14 protein-coding genes are annotated in these 15,709 nt (G+C 68.4%); 7 read left to right on the forward strand and 7 right to left on the reverse strand.

The genetic code is table 11. The annotated features are described in order from the left end of the window. The first annotated feature begins 120 nt into the window (after window positions 1-120). A complete protein-coding gene (gene dxs, locus QH168_RS04480) occupies window positions 121-2,010 on the forward strand; it encodes a 1-deoxy-D-xylulose-5-phosphate synthase (protein WP_432421030.1) in 1,890 nt (629 codons plus the stop codon). A gap of 45 nt (window positions 2,011-2,055) precedes the next feature. Here the strand turns inward: dxs and QH168_RS04485 are convergent, their stop codons facing one another. Genes QH168_RS04485 through QH168_RS04495 form a run of 3 tightly spaced genes read right to left on the reverse strand, consistent with a single transcriptional unit; the run spans window position 2,056 to window position 4,291 of the window. Beyond that, window positions 2,056-2,265 carry a hypothetical protein gene (locus tag QH168_RS04485; protein WP_280233121.1) on the reverse strand — a complete coding sequence of 70 codons (210 nt, stop codon included), beginning with the start codon at window positions 2,263-2,265 and terminating at the stop codon, window positions 2,056-2,058. A gap of 18 nt (window positions 2,266-2,283) precedes the next feature. Then, on the reverse strand, window positions 2,284-3,630 hold the full coding sequence (locus QH168_RS04490) for a ribonuclease D (protein ID WP_280233122.1): 1,347 nt from the start codon (window positions 3,628-3,630) through the stop codon (window positions 2,284-2,286). A gap of 22 nt (window positions 3,631-3,652) precedes the next feature. After that, entirely contained in the window at window positions 3,653-4,291 is a 639-nt protein-coding gene (locus QH168_RS04495) for a DUF3000 domain-containing protein (protein ID WP_036537963.1), read from the reverse strand. A gap of 74 nt (window positions 4,292-4,365) precedes the next feature. Between QH168_RS04495 and hemE the strand changes: the two genes are divergently transcribed. The 5 genes from hemE (at window position 4,366) to hemQ (ending at window position 10,109) form a co-directional block, all read left to right on the forward strand. Then, complete coding sequence (gene hemE, locus QH168_RS04500; RefSeq protein WP_280233123.1) at window positions 4,366-5,430, forward strand: uroporphyrinogen decarboxylase; 1,065 nt, start codon at window positions 4,366-4,368, stop codon at window positions 5,428-5,430. 110 nt (window positions 5,431-5,540) lie between these two features. Next, window positions 5,541-6,014, forward strand: a complete 474-nt coding sequence (locus tag QH168_RS04505) for an RrF2 family transcriptional regulator (RefSeq protein WP_280233124.1) — start codon at window positions 5,541-5,543, stop codon at window positions 6,012-6,014. Beyond that, window positions 6,005-7,252, forward strand: coding sequence for a globin domain-containing protein (locus QH168_RS04510; RefSeq protein WP_432421031.1), 1,248 nt, complete (start codon window positions 6,005-6,007; stop codon window positions 7,250-7,252). Before QH168_RS04505 ends, QH168_RS04510 begins: the two co-directional genes overlap by 10 nt. Before the next feature lie 258 nt (window positions 7,253-7,510). After that, a complete protein-coding gene (locus QH168_RS04515; protein WP_280233126.1) occupies window positions 7,511-8,854 on the forward strand; it encodes a protoporphyrinogen oxidase in 1,344 nt (447 codons plus the stop codon). Window positions 8,855-9,413: 559 nt separating this feature from the next. Then, window positions 9,414-10,109, forward strand: coding sequence for a hydrogen peroxide-dependent heme synthase (gene hemQ, locus QH168_RS04520; protein WP_280233127.1), 696 nt, complete (start codon window positions 9,414-9,416; stop codon window positions 10,107-10,109). 82 nt (window positions 10,110-10,191) lie between these two features. Here the strand turns inward: hemQ and msrB are convergent, their stop codons facing one another. From msrB to QH168_RS04540, 4 genes are all read right to left on the reverse strand, one after another. Then, on the reverse strand, window positions 10,192-10,638 hold the full coding sequence (gene msrB, locus QH168_RS04525; protein ID WP_280233128.1) for a peptide-methionine (R)-S-oxide reductase MsrB: 447 nt from the start codon (window positions 10,636-10,638) through the stop codon (window positions 10,192-10,194). Beyond that, the gene (locus QH168_RS04530) at window positions 10,638-11,996 is read right to left on the reverse strand and encodes a glycosyltransferase family 87 protein (RefSeq protein ID WP_280233130.1); all 1,359 of its coding nucleotides are present in this window, start codon (window positions 11,994-11,996) and stop codon (window positions 10,638-10,640) included. Before QH168_RS04530 ends, msrB begins: the two co-directional genes overlap by 1 nt. A gap of 107 nt (window positions 11,997-12,103) precedes the next feature. After that, window positions 12,104-13,654 (reverse strand): alpha/beta hydrolase, encoded by a 1,551-nt coding sequence (locus QH168_RS04535; RefSeq protein ID WP_280233131.1) that lies wholly within the window; start codon window positions 13,652-13,654, stop codon window positions 12,104-12,106. Window positions 13,655-13,686: 32 nt separating this feature from the next. Continuing rightward, window positions 13,687-14,553 carry a pyrimidine reductase family protein gene (locus QH168_RS04540; RefSeq protein WP_280233154.1) on the reverse strand — a complete coding sequence of 289 codons (867 nt, stop codon included), beginning with the start codon at window positions 14,551-14,553 and terminating at the stop codon, window positions 13,687-13,689. A 35-nt stretch (window positions 14,554-14,588) separates the two neighbouring features. On the opposite strand from QH168_RS04540, the gene zapE reads away from it, so the two are divergent. Further along, window positions 14,589-15,605: a cell division protein ZapE gene (gene zapE, locus QH168_RS04545; protein WP_280233132.1), complete on the forward strand. Its 1,017-nt coding sequence runs from the start codon at window positions 14,589-14,591 to the stop codon at window positions 15,603-15,605. The last annotated feature ends 104 nt before the right edge of the window (window positions 15,606-15,709 follow it).

Raw genomic sequence — 15,709 nt, forward strand, 5'->3', positions numbered from 1 at the left:
AGTCTCACATTCGGCGGCCATGTCCGCTGGTCGGGTCCGTCGGCGTGCGAGGCACTCGGCGCGGCTCCGTAGACTGATCGGATCAGATGCGCTATCCGGAGGGAGCGAGTTCAGGTGGGAATGCTTTCCCGGGTCGACACGCCCGAAGATCTTCGGCAGCTGTCGACGCCACAACTGCGCGAGCTGGCGGCGGATATCCGTGAATTCCTGGTCCGCAAGGTCGCCGTCACCGGTGGGCACCTCGGTCCCAACCTCGGCGTGGTCGAGTTGACCATCGCGCTGCACCGGGTCTTCGATTCGCCCGCCGATCCGCTGATCTTCGACACCGGCCATCAGGCCTATGTGCACAAGATCCTCACCGGCCGCAAAGACCAGTTCGACACCCTGCGCAAGCAGGGCGGACTGTCGGGGTATCCGAGCCGCGCGGAGAGCGCGCACGACTGGGTGGAGTCCTCCCACGCCTCCGCCGCCCTTTCCTATGCCGACGGTCTGGCCAAGGCATTCGCGTTGACCGACCAGGACCGGCATGTGGTCGCGGTGGTCGGTGACGGCGCGCTCACCGGCGGCATGTGCTGGGAGGCGCTGAACAATATCGCCGCCGCCCCCGATCGTCCGGTGGTCATCGTCGTCAACGACAACGGCCGCTCCTACGCCCCCACCATCGGTGGCCTCGCTCAGCGGCTCACCGCCCTGCGCACCCAGCCCGCCTATGAGCACGCGCTCGACGCGGGCCGGCGGCTGCTCAAGAGCATCCCGCGGGTCGGCGATTCGGCGTACTCGATGATGCATGCGGTGAAGGCGGGCATCAAGGACGCGGTCAGCCCGCAGGAACTGTTCAGTGACCTCGGACTCAAATACGTCGGTCCGGTCGACGGTCACGACATCGCCGCCCTGGAGGGCGCGCTGCGCCATGCCAAGGACTTCGGCGGTCCGGTCGTGGTGCACGCGGTGACCCAGAAGGGGCGCGGCTACGAGCCCGCCGAGAACCACGAAGCCGATCAGATGCACGCCTGCGGTCCGATCGACCCGCTCACCGGTGAGCCGGTGAGCAGCAGCCAGGCGCAGGAGTGGACGTCGGTGTTCTCGGCGGAGCTGATCGAGCAGGCCGAGCGTCGCGACGATATCGTCGCCATCACCGCCGCCATGCCGGGCCCGACCGGTCTCGCCGCCTTCGGTGCGCGTTTCCCGGAGCGGATGTTCGACGTCGGTATCGCCGAACAGCACGCCATGGCCTCGGCCGCCGGTCTGGCGCTCGGCGGGCTGCATCCGGTGGTCGCCATCTACTCGACCTTCCTCAATCGCGCCTTCGATCAGTTACTGATGGATGTCGCGCTGTTGAAGCAGCCGGTGACGCTGGTGCTCGACCGCGCGGGCATCACCGGCGCCGACGGTGCCAGCCACAACGGTATGTGGGATCTGTCGGTGCTCGGTATCGTGCCCGGTATGCGGGTCGCCGCCCCGCGTGACGCCGTCAGCCTGCGTGAGGAGCTGGCCGAGGCGCTGGCCGTCACCGACGGCCCCACCGCGTTGCGGTTCCCCAAAGGCACGGTGATCGAAGAGATTCCGGCGGTCGAGCGGCTCGATGGCGTGGACGTGCTGCGGCTCCCCGAAGGCGACGGTACCGCGCGCACCCAGCACGGTGATGTCCTGCTGGTCGCGGTGGGTTCGTTCGCGAGCGTAGCGGTGGAGGTCGCGGAACTGCTGGCGCCGGAAGGTATTTCGGTCACGGTGATCGATCCGCGCTGGGTGCTTCCGGTGTCCGACACCATCGTGAAACTGGCCGAGAACTATCGCATGGTGGTCACCGTCGAGGACAGTGGCCTGCACGGCGGTATCGGCTCCACCGTCTCCGCCCGCCTGCGCACCGCCGGACTGGATGTGCCGACCCGCGATCTCGGTGTGCCGCAACAGTTCCTGGACCACGGCAGCGTCGCCCAGCTGCGTCAGGAACTCGGCCTCACCGCACCCGACATCGCCCGCCGCATCGCCGGATGGGTCGACGCGGGCTGAGCGCCGCGTCGCCGTCGGTCATCGGGAACAATTGCTGGACGGCGACTAGACCAACTCGACCTCGTCGAAGGCGACGGTCAGGCTGTGTCGACGCTCCCGCAGTACGCCCCCTTCGCGATGGACGGTCCCTTCGCTGAAACCGATGCGCATCCGGGAGCGCCCGGCGTCGACTGTCTGCACGACCCCGCAGATCCCGCTGAACGGTCCCTCCGGAAAATAGACCACATCACCCGGCGCGTACTCGGTAAGGCTCACGCCGCCACGGTAATCCACTCAGCGCTCGTGCGCTGCGTCCTGATCCGGTGCGTCGGTGACGGTGAGTGCGACGGTGAGGCGGGGCGCCGACAGCTCCCGCTGCCAGGGGCGCGCGCCCGCGGCGTCGAGGAACTCGTCGATCTGCTTGGCCAGTTCGGTGGCCGATTCGGGGCCGAAATCGTAGCCGGGCAGGCCGTCCCAGCACAGGCGGCGCACCACCTCGGGGGTCAGCAGGTTCTCCACCGGCACCTGGACCTCGGTCGACAATTCGCCCATCGCGGCGCGGGCGCGGGTCAGCCGTGCCGCGGCCACCGGGTCGCGGCGTTCCCAGCGGTTCACCGGGGGCGGCCCCTCATAGGGCTGCGACAGCGGCGGTAGCTCGGTATCGGGCAGCGCCCGCGCCCGTTCGACGGCGCCGAGCCATTCGCGCGAGTACCGGCGCTGACGCGGCCCGCCGAACACCGGCAGCTCCCGCAGCTGGGCGATGGTGCGCGGCTCCCCGTTCGCGGCGGCGATGATGGCGGAATCGGGCAGGATGCGCGACGGCGCGATATCGCGATGCCTGGCCAGCTCGTCGCGGGTGGTCCACAGTTCGCGGACCGTGGCCAGCTGGCGAGCCCGGCGCAGGGTGTGGATACCGGAGGTGCGGCGCCAGCGATCAGACTTCGGCGCCGGCGGCTCGGTGCAGCGGACATGCTCGAATTCCTGTGCCGCCCATTCGGTCTTGCCCTGCTCGTGCAGCGCCTCGGCCACCGATTCGCGCAGTTCCAGCAGCAGCTCCACATCGAGGGCCGCGTAGTTGAGCCAGGCCTCGGGCAGCGGCCGGGTCGACCAGTCCGCCGCGCCGTGCCCCTTGCGCAGTTCACGTCCGAGCAGGCGCTCGACCATCGCCGCGAGCCCCACCCGCTCGAACCCGGCCAGCCGGCCGCCCAGCTCGGTGTCGAACAGCCGGGCCGGGCGCAGACCCAGTTCGGCGAGGCCGGGCAGATCCTGGTCGGCCGAATGCAACACCCATTCGAGATCGTTGATCGCTTCGGCCAAGGGAGTGAGATCCCCGGCCACCGGAATCGGATCGATCAGGAAGCTGCCTGCACCGGCGCGGCGCAGTTGCACCAGGTAGGCGCGGGCCGAATAGCGGAAACCGGACGCTCGCTCGGCGTCGACGGCCAGCGGGCCGGTGCCAGCGGCCAGCCGGGCGGCGGCCTCGGCGATCTCGGCGGCGGTACCGAGCACCGGCGGGACGCCGTCGGCGGGGGCGAGCAGCGGTACGGCGGGCTCGGTATCGGTGTCCACCGAGGCCTGCGCTGTAGTGCTGTCCTTCTCGCCGCTCCCCAAGGCGCGGCCGGGCCCGTCTGCTTCCGGCATAGAGGTGAACTCTACGTGGCGCTCAGCTGTGATCGTTATTGGTGTACGACTGTGGCCGCAAATCGGTGATACCGGCGGGTGGTAGTCCGGCGGCGAAGGCGAGCACCTCACCGAAGGCCTCCACATGGGGCCGCATCTCGGTGGTCATGGCGGTCCAGGAGGCGCGTAGCTCCAGTTGATGCGCCCGCGGCGGACCTGCGATATCGCCGTAGCGCACCGAACTGGTCGAGGTGACGGTGCCGCCGAGCGCGGTGAACGGCTCACCACGCGATTCCAGCGCGTCCACCAGCCAGCTCCACGCCACCTCGGGCAGCAGCGGATCGGTGGCGAGCGCGGCATCGATATCGGCCTGGATGTAGGCGACCAGCCGGAAGGTGCCGTGCCAGGCCTCATCGCCATCGGGATCGTGCAGCAGGATCAGCCTGCCGAAGGCGTCGCCTTCGGAGTCGATCGGCACCACCCCGGTCTCGGGATGTTTGACCTCGGCGCCGAGGGCGTAGGAATACGGTGCCAGCCGTTGCGGCGGGCGGATAGGGGCCAGCTCGATACGGGGATGCACTGATGCGGTGCCCATCGCTTCGACCGCGGCACGAAAGGAAGCTGGTTCGCCGTCGGAGCCCTCGGTCGATGCGGCGCCGTCGCGGTAGTCGAGCGGTGTCACGAGAGGTGACGGTAGACCTACCGTCCCCGGCGCAGTCGGAGGCGCGCCGCTGAGGGTCCGGTGACGCGCCTACGATGACGATGGTGAGCACACAGACGCGCCGCCGGTTGACCGATGCCCCCTTCCTGGCCGCCGCCACCGGCGCCGAGCCGAGCCGACGTCCGGTGTGGTTCATGCGCCAGGCGGGCCGGTCGCTGCCGGAGTACCGGGAGCTGCGCGCGGGCATCGGCATGCTGGAATCCTGCTTCGATCCCGAACTGGTCTGTGAGATCACCATGCAGCCGATCCGGCGACACGGTGTGGACGCGGCAATCCTGTTCTCCGACATCGTCGTTCCGCTCAAGGCCGCGGGTATCGATCTCGATATCGTGCCGGGCGTCGGGCCCGTCGTCGCGGCACCGGTGCGCACCACCGCCGATGTGCGTGCGCTGCCACGGCTGCGTCCGGAGGAGGTCGGAGCCGTCACCGACGGTGTGGGGCTGCTGCTGGACGCGCTGGGTGATACACCGCTGATCGGGTTCGCCGGTGCGCCGTTCACGCTGGCGTCCTACCTGGTCGAGGGTGGTCCGAGCAAGCATCACGAGCGGACGAAGGCGATGATGCACGCCGATCCGCAGACCTGGCACGAGCTGCTCGGTGTGCTCACCGACATCACCATCGCCTTCCTCCAGGCCCAGCTCGCCGCGGGCGTGGACGCGGTGCAGGTGTTCGACTCCTGGGCCGGCGCCCTCTCGCTGGCCGATTACCGCACCTTCGTGCTGCCGCATTCGGAGCGCGTCTTCGCCGAAGTCGCCGACGCCGGTGTGCCGCGCATCCACTTCGGTGTCGGGACCGGCGAACTGCTCGGCGCGATGGGGGAGGCGGGCGCCGATGTGGTCGGTGTCGACTGGCGGGTGCCGTTGACCGAGGCGGTTCGTCGCGTCGGTCCCGGAAAAGCGTTGCAGGGCAACCTGGATCCGGCGATCCTGTTCGCCGGATGGGACGCCGTTGAGGCGCAGGCCCGTCGTATCGTGGGCGAGGCCGACGAGGCGATCGCCATGGGGGCGAGCGGTCATATCTTCAACCTCGGGCACGGCGTCATGCCCGATACCGATCCGGGTGTGATCACCGCGCTGGTCGAACTCGTTCACCAGTTGTGAGTTCCACCGCATCCCTTTCCGGCGGCCCGAAAATACGCACGAAATCGCGTAATTAAGAACACCTGCCAGGAATTGGTCGACCGGGTCTTCGGCTCGGTAGCTTCGATGCCATGCAGCTGACCCGCTTCACCGATATCGGCCTCCGGGCCCTTATGCGGTTGGCGGTGAGCGACGAGGCCGATGATCGGGTGACAACCCGGTTGATCGCTCGGCAGGTCAATGCGTCCGAACGGCACGTGTCCACCGCTGTGACGCGACTGGTCGAATTGGGTGTGGTGCAGGCGCAGCGGGGTCGCTCCGGTGGGCTGTTCATCACCTCGGCCGGTCGTCATGCGTCGGTGGGCGAGCTGGTGCGCGCGCTGGAGAACGACCGCGAGGTCGTCGTCTGCGAAGGCGACCATCCGTGCCCGCTGGCCGGTTCCTGCCGTCTGCGCCGAATTCTGGCCGATGCCAAGGAAGCGTTCTATCGGGAATTGGATCGGTATACCGTTACCGATCTCGTCACCGGACCGGCGGTCGAATTGCTGCATCTGCTCACCATTACCTCGGTGAGCAGTGGTTCCGATGTGGAGGAATATCAGTGAACACCGACAGCGTCGTCCGTGCCGAACCCGAACTCGAAGCCGCATACGCCGAAACGATCCGTGCCACATTGCCATTGGTCGGCGCCCATATCGACGAGATCACCGCGGCGTTCTACCGGCGACTTTTCGGCAATCATCCCGAATTGATCCGTGATCTGTTCAATCGCGGCAATCAGGCGCAGGGTTCCCAGCAGCGCGCGCTCGCCGCCTCGGTCGCGGCCTTCGCCACCTACCTGGTCGATCCTCGGCTGCCGCACCCGTCGGCGATGCTGTCGCGGATCGGGCACAAGCACGCCTCGCTCGGCATCACCGCCGATCAGTACCAGGTGGTGCACGACAATCTGTTCGCGGCGATCGTCGAGGTCCTCGGCGCCGACGTCGTCACCGAACCGGTGGCGGCCGCGTGGGATCGCGTCTACTGGCTGATGGCCGATTCGCTGATCGACCTGGAGAAGCAGCTGTACATATCGGCCGGGGTCGAGCCCGGTGACGTGTTCCGCGACGCGATGATCCTGTCCCGCGAGGACGATCCGGCCGGTGCCGCGATCTTCACTGTCGAATCCGCCGACCCTGCCGCGCCGTTCCCGGATTTCGTTCCGGGACAGTATGTTTCGGTCGGCGTGCGATTGCCCGACGGTGCGCGTCAGCTACGCCAGTACAGCCTGGTGAACAATCCGGGGGAGGGCAGGCTGGCCTTCGCGGTGAGGCGGGTGGAGCCGATCGCAGGCTGTCCCGCCGGTGAAGTGTCGAGCTGGCTGCACGACAAAGTCGCCGTCGGCGACCATCTCGAGATCACCCTGCCCTTCGGTGACCTGACCATCGACACCACCGCGAACACCCCGCTGGTCCTCATCTCGGCCGGTATCGGCATCACCCCGATGATCGGTGCCCTCGAGTACCTGGCCGCTCGCGGTTCGTCCCGCACCATCCTGGCCCTGCACGCCGACCGCACACCACGCACCCATCCGCTGCTGGAACGTCTGCGCACCCTGATCGCCCGCCTCGACTCCGCCACCCTCGAACTCTGGTATCAGGACGCCGCGGGCGACGCCCACCACGGCCTGCTCGACCTGGCTGCGGTCACCCTCCCCACCGACGCGGACATCTACCTCTGCGGGGCCGACGGATTCCTGGACGCGGTCCGCACTCAACTGACCGCAGCGGGCGTCTCCGACGAGCGGATCCACGTCGAACAGTTCACCCCGACCGACTGGCGCACAGGCGTCTGCCCGGTGTGAGCCGATCACCGTCGGGTCCGGTCGGTGACAGGGGCCGGGCGCATCATGACTCGGACACCCACCACACGCTGGGGTGGGTGTCCGAGCCTCGCCGGGGCGCCGTACTCGAACAATCCGTCCGTGCCCGGATAGGTCCACCGAGCCCAGCTGGTCGCGGTGTCGGTGGAACTGTGACTCTCGCCGCGCTGCCATCGCGATGACCAGCTGTTTGGCCGACCGCCGAGACAACGCGTGGTGGCAGGGGATTACGGTCGGGGCATGAGAATCGCGGTCGTCGGCGGTGGTATCAGCGGGCTGGTTTCGGCGTATCGGTTGCGGGGGCTGCTCGGGCCGGAGGCGGAGATCGTGGTGGTCGAGCGGGGGGAGCGGCTGGGCGGCATTCTCTACACGGGCGAGATCAATGGGGACCCGGTCGATCTGGGGGCGGAGGCGTTCGTCGGGCGGCGGCCGGAGGTCATCGAACTGCTGTCGGAACTCGGGCTCGATGATCAGCTGGTGCGGCCCGCGGGGTTGCGCCCGCTGATCTGGTCCGAGGGGCGGACACATGCGATGCCCGCCCGGACGCTGATGGGAATCCCGTCCGATGCCGACACTCTGCGCGGGCTGGTCTCGGCGGCGGCGCTCGCGCGCGTCGCCACCGAACCCGAGCAGCCGTTCACCTGGCTTCCGGGTTCGGATACCGACGTGTACAGCCTGGTCGCCGACCGGTTCGGCGTCGAGGTCGCCGACCGCAGCGTCGATCCGCTGCTGGGCGGGGTGTACGCGGGCAGCTCCCGATCCATCGGGGTGCGCGCGGCCCTACCCGGGTTGGCTGCTGCCCTGGACGGCGGCGCGCCCAACCTCACCGCCGCCGTCGGCGCGGCCCTGCCGCCGCCGTCCGACGCACCCGTTTTCGGCGGTATCCGCGACGGCTACCGGGTCCTGCTGGAAGCGCTCGCACACCGCTCCGGCGCGACATTCGTGACCGGCGAAGCGACCGGACTGGCCAGGACGGCGGCGGGTTGGCGGCTCGAGCCACTGGGCGAAGTGGATGCCGTCATCCTCGCCACCCCCGCACCGGTGACGGCCCGCCTGCTCGATGAGCAGGCGCCCGCCGCGGCCGCCCTTCTCGCCGAGATCGAGCTGTCCTCCTCGGCCGTGGTCGCGCTCGCTCTGCCGCGGGAAACACCACTACCGCAGAACTCCGGCATCCTGATCGCCACCGGAGAACCGTTGAGCGCCAAGGCCTTCACTCTGTCCAGCCGCAAATGGCCGCATCTGGCCGAACGCGAGATCGCCCTGGTTCGTGCCTCGTTCGGCAAATTCGGTGACGACGCCGTGCTGGCCTGGCCGGACGGTGAACTCGTCGCCGCCGCCGTCGCCGACCTGGCCACCGTCACCGGAGTGCCCATTTCCCCCCTCTCGGCCACCGTCCAACGCTGGCCCGGCGCCCTCGCCCAGTACGCCCCCGGCCACACCACCCGCATCGCCGATATCGAATCCGCTACAGCCGAATTCGACACTCTCGCGATCACCGGCGCCTACCTGCACGGTGTGGGCGTCCCCGCCTGCGTGGCCTCCGCAACCACTGCCGCCCACCGGATTGCGACCGGACTCACCTGATCCGACCGGTCGACATGCACCTGCGGCCGCGATGGAACGTTTCGTCGGTCGCGGAGGGGTAAGCGACGTCGATGCCCCGGTGCCTCAGCGCTGGCCGCAGGCGTGCCCGGTCGAACAGCTCGTGTCCAGCGGGAGTCGGTGCGGAGTTCCAGTGGGGTCGCGCGACGGGGAGTGTCACGCGTTGGCCGGGGATCAGCCAGGGGTGTGGTCGAGTTCGAGGCGGATGGCGTCGACGAGGAGTTCGCGGGCGCGGTCGAGGGTGAGTGATGCGCTGGTGCGACACCGCGGATCCCCCTGATCTCTTGTCCCTCCGAGCGCCGCAGCGCCGACCCGTCATCGGCAGGCGGCTCTGTCAGTGGTTCGGGTGCCTGTCTGCGGGCGTCAGCGCGTCGTTCCGGAGCGGTGGTCGCGCCGGACGCGGTCGTGCGCTTCCGGCGCGGGACTGCTGAGTGCGGCGGTCGACGCGCGCGACTGTCCGCCGATTCGCCACCGGCGCGTCATCGGCGGATGTGGCGGGGATGACGGCGGCGCGCCGATTGCCGGGTGGCACGATAGGGGTATGGCGCGACTCGACTACCAGGCTCTCAATTCGACCATTCGGTATCTGATGTTCTCGGTGTTCCAGGTGCAACCCGGTGCGCTGGGTGACGATCGGGAAGCGGCGATCAAGGAGGCCCGCGCCTTCTTCGACGGTCTCGCCGACCGCGAGGTGGTGCTGCGCGGCATCTACGATGTGGCGGGCCTGCGTGCCGACGCCGATTTCATGCTGTGGACCCACGCCGAACGGGTCGAGGACCTGCAAGCCGTGTACGCCGACTTCCGGCGCACCACCGCGCTCGGCAAGGCCAGCGCCCCGGTGTGGAGCAATGTGGCCATCCACCGCCCCGCCGAATTCAACAAGAGCCACATCCCGGCGTTCCTTGCCGGTGAGGATCCGGGCAACTACATCTGCGTCTACCCGTTCGTGCGGTCCTACGAGTGGTATCTGCTGCCCGACGACGAGCGCCGCAAGATGCTGGCCGATCACGGTAAGCAGGCGCGTGGCTATCCGGATGTGCGGGCCAATACGGTCAGCTCGTTCGCCCTCGGCGACTATGAGTGGATCCTCGCCTTCGAGGCCCCCGAACTGCACCGCATCGTCGACCTGATGCGCGATCTGCGCGCCACCGAGGCTCGTCTGCACGTGCGCGAGGAAGTGCCGTTCTTCACCGGGCCGCGGGTCGAGGTGGAGCAGTTGATCACCGCGCTGCCCTGAGCGCGTGCCCGCGCATGCCCCGAGTTTTCGGGGCATGCGCCCGCACCTATGGTTGCGTACCGTTTGCGCACGGCGCGTCGGGTTACTGAGGCGTTGCGGTGTCCGAGGGGTGCAGCCGCAGCGCGATGGAATTGATGCAGTAACGCTTGTCGGTGGGTGTCTGATAGCCCTCGCCCTCGAAGACGTGCCCGAGGTGGCTGTGGCAGTTCGCGCACAGCACCTCGACCCGGCGCATACCGAGCGAATCATCGGCTCGCAGGACCACTGCGTCGGAGTCGGCCGGATCGAAGAACGACGGCCAGCCGCAGTGCGAGTCGAACTTTTCCGTACTGCGGAACAGTTCGGCGCCACACGCACGACAGGCGTACACGCCTTCGGTCTTGGTGTCGGTGTATTCGCCGACGAAGGGTCGTTCGGTGGCGGCTTCCCGCAGCACCGCGAACTCTTCAGGGCTCAGCTTCGACCGCCACTGCTGCGGCGTCAGCTGGATCCGCGGGGCGGGGTCGGCGGTATCCGATTCGGAGCTCATCACTCCACGGTAATGCGCTTGTCCTCCGCCGTCGCCGATGAATTGCGCGGTTGCGCGCTGACCTGGTCCGATGACGCCGCCGCCGCATCGTCGGAGGCCGCGGCGGGCACCTTCACCGGCTCGGCGGGTCCACGCGGGTCCGGCGCCGTGGCCATCCACGCCGGATCGATACCGAAGCGCAGCCTGCCTTCCCGTCGCGCGGCCAGATAACGATCACCGAGCACACAGAACGCCACCAGCAGCAACAGACCCCAGCCGAAGGTGATGCGCAGGTATTCGATATTGCGTCCGAGGCTCTGCCAGCGATCCGACAGCCATTTGTCGTAACTCAGGAAGCCGAAGATCGCCAGCCAGGCGGGCCAGTTGCGGAGCACGGAATTGCGCAGCACCACCGTCATGAGGAACGGGAAGATCAGCATCGAGTAGTACATCTGGCCCAGCGACGACAGCAACCACGAGGCGATCAGCAGCACACCCGAGGAAGTGCACACGAAGAACAGTTCGTCCTCGCGGTAGTAGCGGTAGAGCAGCCACAGCGTCAGCGCCACGACCACACCCATGGCCAGCCGCATGGTCCAGGTCAGCCACGGCGGCAGGCCGAAGTATTCGGCGTTGCCGGAGATCGCGCTGTTGAAGTAGTCGCGGGTCTCCAGGATGTAGGGCCCGGTCCGGGACAGGAATGCCTCGGGGTCCTTCATCAACGGCCAGGCCAGCGCGTTGAGTACGGCGGGGACACCGAGCGCGGTGATGAACACCTTCCACTGTCCGCGCGCCGCCGCTATTAGTAGTAAGGGGGCGAGTGTCGGTTTGACCGCGATCGTCAGGCCGAGTATCGCTCCGGCCCACAGATCCCGCCGTCGTAGCAGCAGCATGATGAACAGCAGCTCCGCCAGCAGCAGGCACCCGTTGACATTGGTGAAGACCAGCGTGTTGACCACGGTCTCGGACATGAACATCGCCAGCAGCAGGGCGGGCGCGGCCACGGATTTGAGCGTGTAGTTGAACAGCCGAAGCAGCAGATACCAGGCGATCAGGATGGCGACGGCGTTCAGCAGGATGAACAGCCAGCGCGACTTCTCGTAATCGATGATGGCGATCGGCGCGATCAGCAGGGTGCCGCTGGGCGGGTACAGATAGTGCGGGTCGACCGAATCGAAGTTGGCCGTGTAGACCGCGCGCCCGTTGAGGAAATCGAGTGAGGCCTGATAGACGGGCCGATAATCGTCTGTGACGAAACCATTGACAGCCTTGATGAGGACCCGGTTCAGCACCGTCATGACCGCGAGGGGCCACAGTGCGAACTTGATCACCTCGGCGGTGGTGCGAGCTGTCCGGGGCTCGAGCTGTCGAAGGAACACTGGGGCACGGTACACCGGATCGTGCCCAGATGGTTGCCCGGACCCGCCTCGGCGCGCCCAGAACGCGGTGTCCGGCAACGCCACGGACGGCGGGCCCGACCCCTCGATCAGGCCGGGCAGGCGGTACCGTCGGCGGGCAGTTTCGCGTCCTTCAGATACTCGACCACGGCCCGCTGGGCGCACCCGGAGTGATTCGACACCGGATGTCCGTACCCCTGCCAGGTGAGCGTGGCATTGCGGGCGCCCGCACGCCCGAGCGCGCCGGTGACCGATGCCTGTCCGCTACCACTGACCGGATCGGCGACCCCGGCCAGCACCAGAACCGGCAGCTCGAGCTTTTCCGGCGACGCGGGCGGGGTGAGCACCGGCCAGGCCGAGCAGCTCAGCAGCGATATCGCCGCGGCACGGCCGAACACCGGGTACTTGCCGCCCCAGTCCTGCGACAGCTCGGCGGCCTTGCCCGCGGTGGGCGGCTGCTGGGAGTCGGTGCAGCCGTTGACGAACTGGCCGTCATCGGCGGTGGCCGAGGTCTCGCGCTGGATCAGGGTCCGCAGCGCTGCCGGATCGCCGCCGTCGGCCGCCGACAGCGCGTCGGCGAGTTCGGCGACCCGGCTGGCCTGATCACTGCGCGGGCTGCCGAGGAAACCGGTGATCGCGGTGAGTACGGCGTTTGCCGAGATGTCGCCGAGATCCCCGGCGGCGGCCTTGCCGACGAGTCCGGTGACCGTTGCCCGCGGGTCCGGCCCCAGTGAACAACCCATCCCGACACAGCGCTGCGCGAATGCGGTCAGTGCCGCTTCGGCGCCCTGCACCTGCTGTTCGCTCCTGGTCACCGCGTCGACGCCCACCGCATGCGGTGAATCGAGCACCAGCCGGGCCAGGTGATCACCGAACTTGCGGGCATAGGCCATGGCGACCAGCGCACCGTTGCCGGCGCCGAGCAGCGAAATGCGCTCGACCTGCCATTGTTTGCGCAGCTGCTCGATATCGTCAGCGGCGTGCGCGGCGTCGAAGGTCCCGTCGTAGGGCTGGAGGAAATCGCGGCAGGCGATGGTGGCGTCCTGGCTCAGCTCGGCCATCGTGGCGATCTGGTCGCCGCCGGGCGCGAACTGCGCGTTGTCGTGCATCTCGGTGCGGATCTCGGGCGGCAGGCAGTCGATCGGCTGTGAACTGCCGATACCGCGTCGATCCACCGCGACGATCGGGCGCTGCGCCAGGATCGCGTTCGCGGGCCCGACCGCGAGCCCGGCCAGGGTCGCGGTGGACGAGCGGTCCACCCCGGAGGTGAGCACCAGCGGCGCCGCGTCGGCGGGGGTCTGCGGCAGGCGGGCCCGGATGGCGCCGTTGCGGAAGGAACCGAGGATGGCGCCCGAGGCGTCGATGGGGGTCGAATACTCGGCGCATTCGAGCAGCAGGCCCTCCGGCGCCGGTCCGAGACCGAGCAGATCGAGGGTCGGTGTGGTGCATTCGCGCCAGTTCAGATCCGTCTTGGGCACCTCCGCCTCGGGCGGCGGCGCGTCCGCGGCCGAAGTGGTGGCCTCGCCCGCGACCGGCGGACGTTCGATGGCCACGCCGGGGCGATCCGAGGGTCCGGCCCCGCATCCGGCGATCATGATCGAAAGTGTCGAGGCCAGCACCACGGCCCGAGTCCAGCGCATGCGTTACACCCTGCCAGGTCTCGTGCCGTGTTTCACACAGGCCCTCGGCTGCGCACCCACCGGATGAGCATCGTGGCATCGTCGTCGAGCAGGATATGGGCCGGTGTCATCGCGGTGTGGAACTCCTCGCGTGACAGCGAGATTCGTCGCGCGGTGCCGCCGATCAGCACCGGCGAAGTGGTCAGGCACAGTTCGTCGACACAGCCCGCCGCCAGCAGGTCGCCGAACAGATGGGGTCCGCCCTCGCACAACACCCGCCGCAACCCGCGGTCGGCCAGCGCACCGAGTATGTCCTGCGGGGACACCGCGACATCGCCCGCCTCGATCACCTCCGCGCCCGCGTCGGCGAGCTGCTGTTTGCGGTCGGCCGGGGCCGCGGCGGTCGTGATGATCAGCGGCGCGCTGGTACGCGGGTTCGGCGCCCGGTCACCGCCGGGACCGGTCTGGTCGTCCGAGGTCTCGGTGGTTGCCTCACCGGACGTGCCGGGAGTCGCCTGGTCGCCGCCGGTGAACAGCCGCCCGGCCGCGTCGAGGGCGGCGCTGGCGGTCACCACCGCGATGGGCGGGGGCGCGCCGTCGGGGTGCCCACCGAGCCCGAGATCGTGCAGACGCCGGCGGAGCGCGGGATCGGTGCTGGCGGGACCGTAGTTCTCCGCACGTGCGGTGCCCGCCCCGATCAGCACGACATCGGCCAGTTCGCGCAGCAGCGCGAAGATCCGGTGGTCGGCGTCGGTGCCCAATCCACCCGACACCCCGCCGCTGGTGGCGGCGCCATCGATACTGGAGACGAAATTGACTCGCACCCATGGCCGGTCGAGTTCGCCGGGATAGCCGTAGAGCCGGGCGAGTTCGTCGTCGGTGAGTCCTGTGAGCTGGATCGCATTGTGGATACGCTGCATGAACACAGATCACACCACGTCATTAGGCTTCGCCCATGCAAGAACGCCTCGTCGATCGCCATCCTGAGGTCCCGGCGGATCAACTCGTCGCCCAGATGGTCCCCCCACCCATGTTCGACGAGGTCAGCTTCGCCTCCTACATCCCGGATCCGAACGAACCGAGCCAGGCCGCCGCAGTGCACAAGGCCGAGGAATTCTCCGGGCAGGTCGCCAAGATCCACAAGGCCGCCTCGAAGAAGAGCCTGTTCGGTAAGAAGAAGCAGGTCGACGGGGCCGGGCTCTACCTCGACGGCGGATTCGGCGTCGGCAAGACCCATCTGCTCGCCTCGATCTTCCACAGTGCGCCCGCGCCGAAATCGTTCGGCACGTTCGGCGAACTCACCAACCTGGTCGGTGCGCTCGGATTCACCAATGCCGTAGAGCGGCTCAGCGCCAACAGCGTGCTGTGCATCGACGAATTCGAACTCGACGATCCGGGCGACACCATGCTGGTCTCGCGCCTGCTGACCGAATTGTCGGCCAGCGGCGTATCCATCGCCGCGACCTCCAACACCCTGCCCGGGCAGCTCGGCGAGGGCCGGTTCGCCGCACAGGACTTCATGCGCGAGATCAAGAAACTCGGCGCGATCTTCCAGGCTGTACGCGTGGACGGCCCCGACTACCGGCACCGCGATCTGCCGCCCGCACCAGAACCCACCTCGCGGGAGGAACTCGCCGAACGCGCCGCCGCCACCCCCGGATCGACGCTGGACGATTACGACCAGCTGCTGAAACACCTGAGCACCCTGCACCCGTCCAAGTACGGCGCGCTGATCTCCGGCGTGCCCGCGGTCTACATCGAGAACGTGCACCCGGTGACCGATCAGGCCGTGGCGCTGCGGATCGTGGTACTGGCCGACCGCCTCTACGACGCCAGCGTGCCCGTCACCGTATCCGGCGCGAAACTGGACGAGATCTTCTCCCAGGAGATGCTCGATGGTGGCTACCGCAAGAAGTATCTGCGTGCCATCTCCCGGCTGCTGGCGCTGTCGCGGTTCGAAGTGACTGCCTGAGCCGGGCGGCGACTCGCCGAAACGGGTTGACCGCGCGGTATCCGGCTTGGTTTGCTGAGCGGGAATTGCCGTGGGTGCCGCGCCTGGTCGCCGGGCACCACGAG

Origin of the sequence: Nocardia cyriacigeorgica (assembly GCF_029868385.1) — a bacterium.
Classification (GTDB): Bacteria; Actinomycetota; Actinomycetes; order Mycobacteriales; family Mycobacteriaceae; genus Nocardia; species Nocardia cyriacigeorgica_F.